The organism is uncultured Pseudoteredinibacter sp. (genome assembly GCF_947500695.1).
Taxonomy (GTDB): domain Bacteria; phylum Pseudomonadota; class Gammaproteobacteria; order Pseudomonadales; family Cellvibrionaceae; genus Pseudoteredinibacter.
The window spans coordinates 17,896-31,818 of record NZ_CANMSS010000014.1; the positions used below are offsets into that span (position 1 = coordinate 17,896).

Consider the following 13,923-nt stretch of genomic DNA (forward strand, 5'->3'; position numbering starts at 1 on the left):
GTATATGGGGCCTGTAGAAAGGGCCTCCTTAGCTCCCGATTTCATCCTCTATCTCCTTGAGCAAAGGGGCAATTGCCCCTCTTTTTCGGGTTTTCTTCTGTCTACTCGTTAATTATAGTGGTACCCGGGGTTTGAGCCCGGCTTATACCCCAGACACTCTCCTAAAATCATAAGAAAGGTTTTCTCATGTCAGAGACCCCAGATACTCTTGCCGCAGAGGCGGTTGAAGCAGCACAGGCGGCTTCAGCGGATGCCGGCACCTCCTTGCAGACCATTGTAGACGCTATTAACAGTGTGGTTTGGAGCCCTGCGCTTATCTATACCTGCTTAGCGGCTGGGCTGTTTTTCAGCATCATGACCCGCTTTGTACAGCTGCGTTTATTTAAGGAAATGATTCGCCTGCTGTTTTCAGGGGGTGCTTCAGAGAAGGGGGTGTCCTCGTTTCAGGCTTTGGCCGTATCGTTATCTGGTCGTGTCGGTACCGGTAACATTGCTGGTGTTGCAGCGGCTATCGGCTTTGGTGGCCCCGGTGCAGTTTTCTGGATGTGGGTAGTGGCTTTTTTAGGGGCTTCTACTGCTTATGTGGAATCTACTCTAGCGCAAATTTATAAAGAAGAGCATGAAGGTCAGTATCGTGGTGGCCCGGCTTTTTATATCGAAAAAGCGACGGGTCAAAAATGGTACGGCATTTTGTTTGCTATCGCGACGATTCTGGCTTGCGGCATATTGCTGCCAACGGTGCAGTCCAACGCGATTGGTAATGCAGTAGATTTGGCCTTTGGCAGTGGCACCATGTTGGATACCGCTTTGGGCACTATCAGCTCAACTAAGGTTATTACCGGTGCAGTCGTTGTGATGATTTTAGGCTTTATTATTTTCGGTGGCTTAAAGCGTATTGCTAAGTTCGCTGAATTTGTCGTGCCATTTATGGCGCTGTCTTACATCATTATCGCCTGTGTGGTTTTGGTTCTAAATATCGATCAAGTTCCAGCGGTATTTGCTTTGATTATTGGGGATGCATTCACACCAATGGCAGGTATTGGTGCGGCCATCGGTTGGGGTGTTAAGCGTGGTGTTTACTCCAATGAAGCCGGTCAAGGTACTGGTCCTCATGCGGCAGCGGCGGCGGAAGTGCAGCATCCAGCTCAGCAAGGTTTGGTGCAGGCGTTCTCGGTATATATTGATACCTTGTTTGTATGTTCCGCAACGGCATTTATGATTTTGATCAGCGGCGCCTACAATGTTCATGGTGAAGGTGGCTTCTTGGTGCAAAACTTGGCAGCGACTGTTGATGCCAACAGCCCGGCATTCACCCAGCATGCAATCGAATCAGTATTCCCAGGTGTCGGTGAACCCTTTGTGGCGGTAGCCTTATTCTTCTTCGCCTTTACCACTATCTTGGCTTACTACTATATCGCTGAAACCAATGTTTCTTATGTGCTGCGTAGCATTAAGATTCCAGGTGCTTTCTTTATCTTAAAAGTGATTATGATGTTTGCCGTATTCTACGGCAGCGTGAAAGCGGCGACTCTGGCCTGGGGCCTTGGTGATATTGGTGTGGGCTTGATGGCTTGGCTGAATATCGTGGGTATCTTAATTATCTTCTTTATCGCTAAGCCAGCGATAAAGGCCTTGCGTGACTATGAGGCGCAGCGCAAAGAAGGTGTCAGTGAATACCGCTTTGACCCTAAGGCATTAGATATTAAACATGCTGATCTTTGGGAACAGAAAAACTCTGAGTCTTAAACTCAGTAAAGACTAGCAAACGGCCACTTCTTGTGGCCGTTTTTGTTTGAATAATTCGAATGCAAAGTGTTTATCTGAAGCGATAAACTGCCATTCTAATCTGGCACTAAAGGCTATGGAGGCAGTATGACCAATGAAGAATTTAATACTTTTTGTGCTTCTCAAACGGCCACAGAGCATGTTGTACAGTGGGGTGGGGCGGATGTGTGGAAGGTTGGCGGTAAAGTGTTCGCCATTGGTGGCTGGACAAAAGTAAAAGGCCAAGCAGATAAAGAGGTAGGCTTTACTTTCAAAACCTCTGAAAACAACTATCTTTTTTTAGAAAATAAAGAGGGTTATCGGCCTGCTCCGTACCTCGCCTCAAGAGGCATGAAATGGATTCAAAAAATTGGGGTAGATAGTTCTGAAGACGAAGCATTGCGCTATTACATTTTAGAATCTTATAAGATGATCGCCGCTGCCTTGAGTAAAAAGAAGCAGCGAGAGCTGGGTATCATCAACTAGACGAATCAATATAACAAATATAGGGGCTCAAGGCCTGTGGATGAACAAGCATTAGCAGCTAACCAAAGCAAAAAAGATCCTAAGAAATTTATAACACCTTTTGCTTTTAGTGTATCTCCCAATCTTTACGGAGTGGCTCTAGCATCGCCACTAAAAAGAGTGCTGGCTATATTGATTGATCTTTTTGTTATTGTGCTATTGGCGGAGTTAAGTAGCACATTGTTGGCTATTTTGATTGCTATCGTTTTTTGGCAGATTAGCCGCCAATTTGCATTGGCCGATGAAAAACCGGTGTTAAAAGTCTGCTTACGTGTATTTGCGAGTCTTATATTGTTCGGGCTTTTGGCATTCTACTATGCGCAAAGTGGCTTGCTGGAAGAAGAGCAAAGCTTAAACTGGAGCGTTGGGGATGAAAGCTCTCCTACAGAGGATGCATCCCTGGCCCAAGGTGCCGCCTATGCCATTACCGCTTTTCAGCAGAATCGTTTAATAGCAGAGAAAAAAGAAAGTCTGATCGACAAGCCTTGTGAGCCTGCCGCTGCATGTTGGCAGAGCACTTTTAATGGCATGGCACAGCAGCTAGTCGACATAAAAGCTCCCAAAGGTGTTGCAGAAGATATCATGGCGGCGGCTTTTGAAGAATCTGAGTTGTCGGCCGAGGCCATTGCCGAAATTCGTTCTAAGTTTCCTAAAGCTTATCTTCAACTAATAGCAGCTGTGCCGAGCGATATCCAAGAGACGGCGAAAATTACTGAAAGTGATTCTACAGCTGCCCAAGACAGCACTGAAAAAGAAGAGTTAAGTAGCGCGGCTCAAGCGGCTACTGAAAGCGCGGAAGAAGAAAATGATGGGCAGCATGAAGACACTGGAGCGAGCCAAGCAGAGCCTAAAAATAAATACAGTATTGTCGCCTATATTAATGCCCTCTTGGCTGATTTGGGCCTAGGCTTTGGTTGGGCCGCCTTCTACTTTACGGTAATGAGTGCCTGGTTTACCGGTCAAACCGTGGGTAAATACTTGATCGGCATTAAGGTGATCAAGCTTAATGGTGAAAAGATGAGCTTGTGGGAAAGCTTTGGTCGTTACGGCGGTTATGGTGCCGGCTTGGCCACCGGCTTAATGGGCTTTATACAAATTTATTGGGACCCGAATCGTCAGGCCATTCAAGATAAAATCTCGGAAACTTTGGTTGTTGACTTGAGAAAAAGTCGTTATGACTTTTTACATGAATCAATAACTTAGCGCATTACATGTTTCCTGCCTGATCGTAAACTAGATCCCCTGCTTTTTTTGTTTGATCATCTAGGCCAACTGCTTGTTGTACTAAAAATCTAGGCCGTCCTTTAAGCTCGTCGTAGATTTTGGCAATATAACTGCTAATGGCGTGTAGCCCTACCATAATAATACTGGTAGTGAATAGTTGCAAAATAATTACAGTGGTGAAACCTTCATGGGCGTTACCTGTAGCCCAAGTGTATAGCGAGTGGAAAACTAAGATAAAAGATATTAGCAGCATTAGGTAGCTAAATACCCCAATGAGTTTAAGTGGAGCATAGCTAAAAGCTAGAAGGCTATTCTTGGCGTAGCTGAACAGCTGGAAAATAGACCAGGAGCTTTCCCCTTCGGCGCGCTCAAGTGGTCTGAAGTCAAGTTTCTTCTCTGGGTACCCCATCCAAGCTATAAGGCCCCGGAAAAACCGTTCTTGTTCCGGCATGGACAGATACTTCGTGATAATTTCTTTATCTAGTAGCTTGAAGTCGCTTGCTTTCTGGATATTAAAACCACAAATTTTGGTAAACAAATGGTAGTAGGCGCTAGCAAATGTTCTCATTACATAGCTTTCGGATTGTCGTTCACTTTTAACGGCTGAGACAATCTTATATCCCTCATTTATCCAGGCGGAGATCATGCTGGGAACCAGGTCAATTGGGTGTTGAAGGTCAGCATCGATTACGATGGCCGCGTCACTTTGGCTTTGTGTTAAGCCTGATTCAATTGCCGCCTCTTTACCAAAGTTTCTCGCGAAGTTTATTCCAATGATATTGGGCAATTTCTCTGATAGCCCCTCGATTCTATTCCAGCTATCATCAGACGAGCCATCGTTTATGAATATTATTTTATAATCAACTTTGGGGAGCTCGGCATTCATCACTGAAGATAGCTTTTCCTCGAAAAGGTGGATATTCATCGCCTCATTGTATACTGGCACTATAAAATCTACAGTATGGGGGGAACCCTTTAATTGCATGTTTCTTTCCCTGTTTCTACTTTAGTCAATTCTCCATCGCTATAAGCAAAAATTGCCTTACTTTTCGGGCAGTCACATATCTTATAGCAGGCTTTTGGGCCGGTTTCTGATTGTAAAACTCTTTCCCTTATATCGTACAAACCTGCGTGATGCCATTTTGCGCCAGCAGGCTTTAGAATGCTGAATGATCTTTCTGCAAATAGAAACGCCTCACCTTCTACTTTTGTGCGTTTAAATATATCTCTGTGGAGGTTTGCCTTAGCTAGTGGAGACTGTGGATTGTAAACGCTTAGATTCTTGTAGGTGCTAAAGGAAAATGCGATGATCAGCAGCAGGTTAATGCCTAAGTTTAGCTTTTTGGAGCGACAAAGAATGTTAGCCCAAAGCACTGGTAATAGTAGCATTACGAAAACAGCTACGAAGGTATAGTTATAGTTTACTCTTGCCGTTGGCATTACAGGGTAGGCTGGAACTAAAACGCCAACAGCAAAGCTCGCTCCGACCATGAATATACCCAGTGTTTTTAGTTTGTTTGCTTTAAATACCACTGCCAGGCTGACAAAAAGTAAAAGGACATAACTATACATTAAGCCCTTAAAGTGATTGAAGTTGATGATACGTGTAAAAAAATTTACGACATCTGTAATACCTTGATGCTCTATTTTCGGACCATAGCCGCTTATAAGTCTGTCCCAACCTAGTGCGTAGGCTCGATAAGGGATGTAGATTAAAACAATGACTATATAGGGGAGTAAGTGTCGAATCGCACTCCAGCTTCGGTTGTTTATTGCAATAAAGGTCAGGTATGCGGTGAAGAATCCAAACAAAGGAACATAAACTTCTTTATTTAAGCAGGCAACAAAATACGCAATGGCTGAAAAAATAAGCTTCCAATAACCTCCTTTTTCAATGAAGTTCTTAAGAAGCACAACACTTAGGCAAGAATACAGTAAACCTTCGATATAATGCCTAGTGCAGAGAATTTGTATTATTGTATAGCTAACTGGCGTACTTAGAAAAAACAGACTAAAGCTTGCTGCAAGCCAGGTCGACATCCAATGGCTCAATACCCAGTATATAGCTAGGCCACAGATGGTAACAGATATTACTTGATGTATATGTGCTGTGGTTGGGTCGAGGCCACCTATTTTATAGTCTATCCAATAATTAAATAGAAGCCAGGGGGTAAAATTGGCCGGTATCATACCCAGCTCCTCGGCTGGTGTTGTGAATACTCTTAGGCCGTCTAGGGCTACCTTTTTTACGTGTTGGGAGTCATCGAACATCCACCATGTTTCTAGAAGGAAGCTGTAGTAATAGCCAAGAAAGGAAACGACGATAATTCCTGGTATGACTATGTTAAGTAAGTGGACAGTTTTTTCTCTACTTGTATACATAGTGCTTTAGTAATAGGTAGTTAGTTGGAATAACTAAACACTCAAATGCCAGTTTAATAATGACGATATGGAGGTCTGATATGGTGGAAAAGTATTCAATTCCAATGAGGACTACGCTATATGCAAATATCCATACAAGTACATATTTTATCCAAGTTCCAATTGTGTTCTTTTCCGTGTCCTTAAAGCTGACTTTTTTGTGGATAAAGTAACCGCCAAGGGCTCCGGTGATTCTCGCAATTAGTAATGAGACCGGGGTGCTTAGAAAAATGGCAGTAATTAGAAAAGTTAAATTGTCTAAAACCCAAATCAGTCCCATAGATAGGACATAGCGAAATTGTGTTGAGTTCAGTAAAGGGAGGCTTGCCAAGAGAAATTCCTTTTTAGCTTGCTTGCCGGATAAAAGATAGTGGCGGGATGATACATAAAAATGACAATCATGGATATGATCTGTTACTCCTTCTGGTTTATTTTTCTCCCATATGGTTCATTGATAGTGATGAGTGGTTTGAGCTTGGCATGGACTATGAGCCTTCGCCTATTTGAATTCTTTGCCTGTGGGATGCCAGCAGGCAAAGGGATTTAAAAGATTAGTTTTCGATTCTATTGAGGAGCCGCAGTTGGCGTGCACTGGCTAATTGGGGATTGGCTACCATATTGAATCTTTTCGGTGCCTCTAAGAACGGCACAAGCATAGCAGATTCCGCTAAACGAAGCTCTTGATAGGGTTTTTTATAGTAGAATCTAGCAGCGCTTGCCAGGCCCCATGCTCCATTACCAAAATAAACGCGATTTAGGTACATTTCCAGTATATCTTCTTTACTGAAATTGGCTTCAATAATACGGGCCAGCTTGGCTTCTTTGAATTTTCGTTTTAGTGATCGTTTTTCATTTAAAAAAGATTTGGCCAGTTGTTGGGTAATAGTAGAACCACCTGCGACAAATTGATTCTTGCCACTGAGCCTAGCGCCAATATTACTTAGAGTGGCCCGGGCCACCGATTTTAGGCTAATGCCTTGATGATTGTAAAATCCTTGATCCTCGTGCTGCAATAATGCCCGAGTTAATGTGGCGGGAACCTGTTCGATATCTACTGAGGGGCGTGTTCTAAGGATATTCTGATAACTCTGTTGAATGTCCTGCAAAGCTAATTGCTCTAGGTATTCGTCTTGACTTTGTTGGTTGAAATGGGTGAGCAAAGCAAGGCTGACGATAAAGCTTAGAGTGGGGATAGCAATAAGTTTACGCTTGAGTGTTGCTGGCTTGATAAGCATATGAAGTCTCCGTTTGAGCGTTTTTTGACTTAGCCAGGCTTGTGTTGCAAAGCCCGTTGTTTGGCTTTGTACTCGCTCAGCGCTGCTGATTAGCAGCTTGCTGTAGGTTATGGGGCTGCTATTGGCTACCGTTAGTTGGTCGCACTGCAGCTCTCTTATAAGTTCTCCGTGGCGGCAAAAAGCCCAAAGTAATGGGTTTAACCAAAATAAATGCTGAAGTAATTTCTCGGAGAGTGACCACTGATGGTGGTTGCAACGCAGGTGATTGAGTTCATGCTCTAGAATCAATCGATATTCTTCGCTGTCTTTTCGCAGTAGTGCCGGAAGAAAGATTTCGGCATTACTTAGTCTAGAGGAAAACGGCTGTTTTAAGTTGTTACAGTGATAAACTCTTATATTGCCTAGATTTTTGCAGTCTCGCCGAGATTTCCTGAGCTGACCCAAACTGTAAAAAGTTACAAGCAACTTTACGGTAAACAGTAAAAAGCCTATGGTACCAGCAAATATTATTAGGCTACTTAGTATGTGGATTGTGTCGGATAGCCCTAAGCTTAACCCTGCGTAGTCTCCATTAAAATTTAAATCTTCCTTGCTTTCGATTTCACCCTTAAATTCTTTAGATAATCCTTCAGTTGAAGCATGCGTACTAAAAGACTTAGCTTCAATTATTACAGGATTAGCTTTGATTGCATTATTTAAAAATACGGCGATAAACAGGGGTGGCAGAATCATCAAAAGAAGAATGCTCTTTTGAATCTTAATGTTCCAATCTAACGGCAATCGACTTGGATTGATGAATAATACTGAACACAGCAAAGGGGCTATAAATAACTGGGTAAGTAGAAAATACAAAAACAGTTGCTGTAAAAAGAAACTTATTTCAAACATCATCGTAGGCCTCAAAATTGCATCGTCACGTTGACACTTTATTTTTGCGCTTCTTTTTCTTTAATCATCGCCTTTAGCTCGTCCAGCTCTTCGGCACTGAATTCATTTTCCTGTAAAAAGTACTCCGCAAAGGAGAGCTTATTGCCGGAGAATAAGCGGGTGATGATGGTACTTAGGCGTCCTTTGGTGACTTGTTCGGATAATATCTTTGCAAAATAAGCATGCTGCTTGCCTTGTTTTTGGTGGCCAACCAATCTCTTGACTTCCATTTTTTGTAGGGTCTTTAAGACGGTGGTATAACCAGGCACATCCGATTCAGGCCAAAGCTCGATAATGGTATTGACCGTTGCCGCCTCACCGTTTTGCCAGATGCATTGCAATATTCTCAGCTCAAGCTCAGTTACTTTTATTTCGTCGTTCATACTCAATGATCTCAAGGCTAATACAGCTATTGTTCTCACATTTGTCATCATTACGGCAAAGACACCAACCTACGATGTTTGTCGTACTTGAAATAGCTTAATACGACACTTGTCGTATATCAATAATTTATTACTATTTTTGTCGTATTTTCTCTCACCTCTTGAAATATAGGGCCTCGCCCTCAGTAATAGCTGTAAATCAGCGTGTTTGTGTACTTGCTCTATGTTGCTATTAAGAATTGTTTTACTGATCTTTGCTTTGGTTCTGGCTGCCTATGGTGGCTATGCAATGCTGGCTGCTGAGCTTATTTTGCCTACGCTTAGCGGAGTGGAAAATGGACGTTTTGTGCAGCTGGGTGGGCTAACAGCTTTGTTTGGTGGCGCTACGGTATTGGGCTTGGCTGTTATGTTAGCCTGCTCGATGTTTGGAGCCTTAACTCGCCACCCTGTTCGCGAAATGCAGTTGCAAGATGCTTCGGGAATTGCTCTGAGGATTGCATTCGCGGCTTTTACAGTTGCCTTAATCAGCGCGGTGATGGGGTGGGATAGTATCTATAGTGGATTTTTGGCTGTGAGCGAACCGGTGGATGTGCATTTGCACCCCAGCGCTATTGAGTAGAATGATTTTAGTCGCGCTATGACATGGGTTGGACGAGGGGAGTTAGTGAAGGCGTAAATAAGCCTAGCATCGCTTCCGGCACCAGGCTTTAGCGACTTAATTAGGCGTCAATTAAGCCGTACTCGTCACTAAGGATATCGATGATTTCTGATTTTGGATTGGCAGAAAGCTCGATTTTTTCGCCAGTGATCTTTTCTGCAATACCGCGATAGGTTTCAGAAACCTGCATTAAAATAGCTTCTGGCAATGCATTGTCACGGGCTAGGGCGTTACGCTCATCCATACGCTCTTTATTTAAAAGAATGTCTGGATCAGGGAAGTGGTTCAGCAATAACTGACGGAATTCTTCTTTTGAATTCTCCACAACTTTTCCGTCGCGATAAGATGGGCCGTCCCAGATGCGCGAAGAATCTGGAGTACCTACTTCGTCCATATAGATCAGTTTTTCCTGACCATCTTTACCGGTCACGTAACCAAACTCAAACTTGGTATCAACAAAGATTTGATCCAGTTTTTCAAGCTCAGCCGAGATAACATCAAATCCTTCACGCAATAACTTCTCGTATAGATCGATATCGTCTTTGCTCTTGAAGTTGAAAGCTTCTACGTTATTGTCGATGTCCTGGCGAGTAATGTTTACATCGTCTTGCTCAGGTACACCTGGAATACCTGTAAGGATACCTTTGGTAGAAGGAGTAATTAGCAGCTCTGGAAGCTTGCTGTCTTTCTGTAACTCGTCGGCGATCTGAATACCGCAGAATTCGCGCTCGCCCTTGGCGTAGCTGCGCCACATTGAGCCAGTAATGTATTGACGGCAAATCGCCTCGATCATGACAGGCTTAGCTTTTTGTACGATCCACACAAATGGGTGTGGAATATCTAGGATGTGGCTATCTGCCAAACCCTGCTCTTTAAACAGCTTAAACCAATGATTAGAAATGGCGTTTAAGGCTGCACCTTTACCGGGTACGCCATTCATTCCACCTTCGCCATGCCATACACATTCGAAAGCCGAAATACGGTCACTGATTACCATAATGGCCAACGGGGAATCAGGTGCTACATCGTAGCCCTTTTCTTCGATAAGGCGACGGCTGTCGGCTTCGGTTAGCCAGTATACAGAGCGAACTTTACCGCTGTGTACAGGGGCATCGGTACGGATAGGTAGGTCGTTATTTACGGCCAATACTTTATCGGCAAGACTCATGGGTTTGTCCTGTGCATTGCTTAGCTGTTCAAAGGTTACTTTTTGCTGCTTGCGTCAGTTGGCAAGCGATCTAGAAGCGCCAAAGGCATTGGGCGGGTTTTCTAGAAAGGGGATTCTACCAGAACTCGCCGCAGTTGCCAGATTTTCAGGACTTTTCGGCGTTTATCACCAGTAGCTATGGGATATGAAGAGCTGATGGCTTTGGAGATGAGGGTACGGCCAAGCAAGGCTTGGCCGAAGAGGGGCATAAAGCCCCTAGGGGAAATCAGGCCTTTTGCAACATGGCGAACATTTCGTCCTTCAGGTGCAAACGCTTAAGCTTAAGCTCTTCCATATGCTCGTCACTGGTTGGAGAGTCGTTTTGCTCTAGGCCACGCACATTGTGATCAAGATCGTGGTACTCCTTAAACAGTTTGGCAAAGTGGCGGTCATTCATTTTTAGATCGTGAATTTGATCGCGGTATTCTGGTAGTTCGTGAACTAAATCGTGCTTCTCAATATTCATGATATTTCCTCAGCTAGTTTGAAAGAAGAACCTTTTGTTTGGCTTTATTATCGGCCTGCTAGCTATTGAGGTGTTGATGTGGGTCAACAATATATGCGGATAAAAACACGGATTGTTAGAGGCCGATTAATGGCGCTTAGAAAACAAAAAAGCCGCTAAAAAGCGGCTTTCAGATTGCTTCAGGAATAAGGGTTTGCTTATGCCTGAGCTTGCTCTAGCGGAGTAATTTTGAAATTAGTGAAGCCATAGATTGTGGTTATCACCGGGCTTAACAAATTAAAGAAGCAAAAGGGTAGATAGGCAAATGTGGCAACGCCTAAGGTGCCCGCCATAAATACACCGCAAGTGTTCCAAGGGATCAAAGGTGAAGTGATAGTGGCACTGTCCTCGATGGCTCGAGACAGGTTTTGCGGCGCCAAGCCACGCTTTTCAAACTCAAGCTGGTACATGCGGCCAGGAATCACAACGGCAATATATTGATCTGAAGAAACAAGGTTCACACCAATACCTGTACAGACGGTAGTGAAAATAAGGCTACCCGTATTTGAGGCTAGGTTAATCAGGCTATTTACCAAGCGCGCTAGAATGCCGGTCTTTTCCATAATGGCGGAAAAGATCATCGCACAGATAATCAACCAAACGGTATTGAGCATGGAGCTCATACCGCCACGGCTAAGCAGATCGTCGATATTGCTATCGCCAGTAGTGGATTTATAGCCGTCAAATAATACCGTCCAGCTGCCTTTAAGCATCTGCAGAGCATCACCTAAGTTCTCGCTGGCGCCCATCGCAATGACGCTATCAGCTTGAAAGATTACCGCAAACACCAAGCCCAGCATGATACCGGCCCAGATGCTTGGTATCACCGGAAACTGCTTGTAGGCCAATGCAAAAACAACGGCCAATGGCAGCAGCAAATACAAGCCAATAGTGAACTGACCTTCCAAGGCTTGCATGGTGCTATTTAGGGTATCCAGCTCGCCGCCGCTAGTGTGTTGGCTGCCAACCCAAGTAAATAGAATAAGCGCAATAATAAAGCTTGGCGTAGTGGTCCACAGCATGTGGCGGATATGAGTGAATAGATCGGTGTTGGCCGCGGCGGCTGCTAGGTTAGTAGTGTCAGATAGTGGCGACATTTTATCGCCAAAATAAGCGCCAGAAATAACCGCGCCGGCGGTTGCCGCTAGGGAGAGATCTAGCACTGTGGCAGCGCCAATAAAGCCAATACCGATGGTGCCTGCAACTGTCCAAGAGCTGCCAATACATAGAGCTACAATTGCGCAGATCAAGCAGGCCGCAGGGTAAAACCAAGCAGGGTCGAGCAGCTGTACCGCATAATAAATCATCGATGGCACAGTGCCTGACATAATCCAAGCGCCAATAAGACTGCCCACCGAAAATAAAATCATGATGGCTTTTAGGGCGATAACAATACCAGATTTGATGCCGTCTTCGATTTCATCCCAGCTATAACCGTTTTTAATACCGATGGCGGCAGCGACCGCAGCGGTAAGAATTAAAGCGATCTGGTTGGCGCCACTAGAGGAGCTATCACCATAAAAATATACCGAGGCAGACAGTAAGGCCATCAATACCAAGGCAGGGATAATGGCATCAAAGAGGCTGGGGGTTCGGCTATCCTCACCCTTACCCTCGCTAATAATTGCTGGGCTCTCTTCTTTGGTTTCGCTGATTTCGCTCATTCTTGTTTACTCATTGTTTTTATTGTTTGGCCCTAACCATTAGCTGATCTAGGGCTGTGCTTGCCAAGGTTCTTTCGGCAAAGCTATATTTGATAGACGGCACCCTTACCGATGCCCTCAAAGGCGCGTACTTTGAATTGACTGTTAGGCGCTGCCTTTTTTAGCTGCTCAGCGATATAGCAAGCAATCCATTCTACTGTGGTGTCGGTAGGAAGTAGCTCGCAGCAAGCCGCTGGCAAGCTGATATCAAAGTTACCCTGGGCGCTTTGATAGGCAAAGCTGAGCTGTGTATCGCTACGCTCGCTGACATCAAAGTCACTGCCTAGATAAATATCACGCCAGCGCTCAGACCATTGAGTCTCTAGAGCTTTGTCGCGCTCGCCGTCGCGCCAAATTTGGATGCGAGAACGATGGCCGTGAGCAATGCGTTGGCAGTTGCCGGCATGCTTTTTTAAGCCATGGCTGTAGTGGTAAAAAGCGTTATCGCCCAGCTGTTCAGGCTCGAATTCTAGGCTCAGGCGTTCAATAGTATCCGGAAGAAGGGAGCGAAGCTGTTCAATACTCCACTTGGCCACGCTGCTTGCGTTGATTTCTTCGGCGTCAATTAGGGTAATCGCCTGTGCAGGAGAGCGACAGCTGAGTTCTTTATCTCCAAAGCGCCAGCGCAAACTGATGTACTCACCCTCTTCTAATAGGCTTAAGTTTGGGCTGTGTCTTGGTACTAATAGGCAGTGATCCAGTATTTCATCCAGCCAGTTACGCAGTGTTTTTTTCACAATGCCGAAGTCGCAGACCATGCCCTGTTCATCAAGGGCGCCATCCAGTTCGGTGCTGGCCAGCCATGTTTCACCCAGTAAGCCACGGTTTGGGTGCAGGTAACTGAAATCAACATTGGTCAGTTCATCGACAAATAACAACATAGGGGGTAAATAGCTCGATCAAAAGGCCGCCTATGATATAACAGCCCTTGCAGCTGGGCTATTGTCCAAGCCAAGTTCAGCATTTTTGATGGAATCTATTATGCGTCACAATTATAAACTCAGCTTTTTTGTCCCTCGTGATCACTTGAATGCGGTTAAAACGGCTGTTTTTACAGCGGGTGCTGGGCAGCAGGGGGATTATGAGCATTGCTGTTGGCAAACTTTAGGGCAAGGGCAGTTTCGCCCGAATGAAAAGGCCTCTCCTTACATCGGTCGATCTGGCGAGCTAAGCCAGGTGGAGGAGTACAAAGTAGAAGTGTTGTGCAGCGCTGAATGCATTAAGGCGGCCATAACCGCCTTAAAGACTGCCCATCCTTATGAAGAGCCGGCTTATGATGTGATTGAGCTGCTGGACTTTTAGTTGGCTGTCCAGCTTATTTCCGTAGTTTATTTCCAGGAATCCAATTGGCGTTGTTACCAGCTCTTAGCT

Annotated in this window: 14 protein-coding genes; 5 read left to right on the plus strand and 9 right to left on the minus strand. The window is 44.7% G+C overall.

Annotated features, from left to right (window positions below):
• The first annotated feature begins 186 nt into the window (after positions 1–186).
• The 3 genes from Q1A08_RS19455 (at position 187) to Q1A08_RS19465 (ending at position 3,492) form a co-directional block, all read left to right on the plus strand.
• A complete protein-coding gene (locus Q1A08_RS19455; protein ID WP_299776037.1) occupies positions 187–1,746 on the plus strand; it encodes an alanine/glycine:cation symporter family protein in 1,560 nt (519 codons plus the stop codon).
• A gap of 126 nt (positions 1,747–1,872) precedes the next feature.
• On the plus strand, positions 1,873–2,250 hold the full coding sequence (locus tag Q1A08_RS19460; protein WP_299776039.1) for an MmcQ/YjbR family DNA-binding protein: 378 nt from the start codon (positions 1,873–1,875) through the stop codon (positions 2,248–2,250).
• A gap of 36 nt (positions 2,251–2,286) precedes the next feature.
• A complete protein-coding gene (locus Q1A08_RS19465; RefSeq protein WP_299776041.1) occupies positions 2,287–3,492 on the plus strand; it encodes an RDD family protein in 1,206 nt (401 codons plus the stop codon).
• A gap of 4 nt (positions 3,493–3,496) precedes the next feature.
• Here Q1A08_RS19465 and Q1A08_RS19470 read toward each other — a convergent pair whose 3' ends face one another.
• The 5 genes from Q1A08_RS19470 to Q1A08_RS19485 form a co-directional block, all read right to left on the minus strand.
• Positions 3,497–4,498 (minus strand): glycosyltransferase family 2 protein, encoded by a 1,002-nt coding sequence (locus Q1A08_RS19470; RefSeq protein WP_299776043.1) that lies wholly within the window; start codon positions 4,496–4,498, stop codon positions 3,497–3,499.
• Positions 4,489–5,703, minus strand: coding sequence for a hypothetical protein (locus tag Q1A08_RS19475; RefSeq protein ID WP_299776045.1), 1,215 nt, complete (start codon positions 5,701–5,703; stop codon positions 4,489–4,491). Before Q1A08_RS19475 ends, Q1A08_RS19470 begins: the two co-directional genes overlap by 10 nt.
• 178 nt (positions 5,704–5,881) lie before the next feature.
• Positions 5,882–6,214, minus strand: coding sequence for a GtrA family protein (locus Q1A08_RS21525; protein ID WP_363323554.1), 333 nt, complete (start codon positions 6,212–6,214; stop codon positions 5,882–5,884).
• 271 nt (positions 6,215–6,485) lie between these two features.
• On the minus strand, positions 6,486–8,060 hold the full coding sequence (locus Q1A08_RS19480) for a transglycosylase domain-containing protein (RefSeq protein ID WP_299776047.1): 1,575 nt from the start codon (positions 8,058–8,060) through the stop codon (positions 6,486–6,488).
• Positions 8,061–8,095: 35 nt separating this feature from the next.
• On the minus strand, positions 8,096–8,479 hold the full coding sequence (locus Q1A08_RS19485) for a BlaI/MecI/CopY family transcriptional regulator (RefSeq protein WP_299776049.1): 384 nt from the start codon (positions 8,477–8,479) through the stop codon (positions 8,096–8,098).
• Between the two features lie 223 nt (positions 8,480–8,702).
• On the opposite strand from Q1A08_RS19485, the gene Q1A08_RS19490 reads away from it, so the two are divergent.
• Positions 8,703–9,098 carry a hypothetical protein gene (locus Q1A08_RS19490; protein WP_299776051.1) on the plus strand — a complete coding sequence of 132 codons (396 nt, stop codon included), beginning with the start codon at positions 8,703–8,705 and terminating at the stop codon, positions 9,096–9,098.
• A gap of 100 nt (positions 9,099–9,198) precedes the next feature.
• Here the strand turns inward: Q1A08_RS19490 and Q1A08_RS19495 are convergent, their stop codons facing one another.
• From Q1A08_RS19495 to Q1A08_RS19510, 4 genes are all read right to left on the minus strand, one after another.
• On the minus strand, positions 9,199–10,305 hold the full coding sequence (locus tag Q1A08_RS19495; RefSeq protein ID WP_299776053.1) for a phosphoribosylaminoimidazolesuccinocarboxamide synthase: 1,107 nt from the start codon (positions 10,303–10,305) through the stop codon (positions 9,199–9,201).
• Positions 10,306–10,570: 265 nt separating this feature from the next.
• Complete coding sequence (locus Q1A08_RS19500) at positions 10,571–10,810, minus strand: YdcH family protein (protein WP_299776055.1); 240 nt, start codon at positions 10,808–10,810, stop codon at positions 10,571–10,573.
• Positions 10,811–11,007: 197 nt separating this feature from the next.
• On the minus strand, positions 11,008–12,513 hold the full coding sequence (nhaC, locus tag Q1A08_RS19505; protein ID WP_299776057.1) for a Na+/H+ antiporter NhaC: 1,506 nt from the start codon (positions 12,511–12,513) through the stop codon (positions 11,008–11,010).
• Between the two features lie 83 nt (positions 12,514–12,596).
• On the minus strand, positions 12,597–13,433 hold the full coding sequence (locus Q1A08_RS19510; RefSeq protein ID WP_299776059.1) for a 6-carboxytetrahydropterin synthase: 837 nt from the start codon (positions 13,431–13,433) through the stop codon (positions 12,597–12,599).
• 100 nt (positions 13,434–13,533) lie between these two features.
• On the opposite strand from Q1A08_RS19510, the gene Q1A08_RS19515 reads away from it, so the two are divergent.
• The gene (locus Q1A08_RS19515) at positions 13,534–13,854 is read left to right on the plus strand and encodes a YqfO family protein (protein WP_299776061.1); all 321 of its coding nucleotides are present in this window, start codon (positions 13,534–13,536) and stop codon (positions 13,852–13,854) included.
• Positions 13,855–13,923 lie beyond the last annotated feature (69 nt).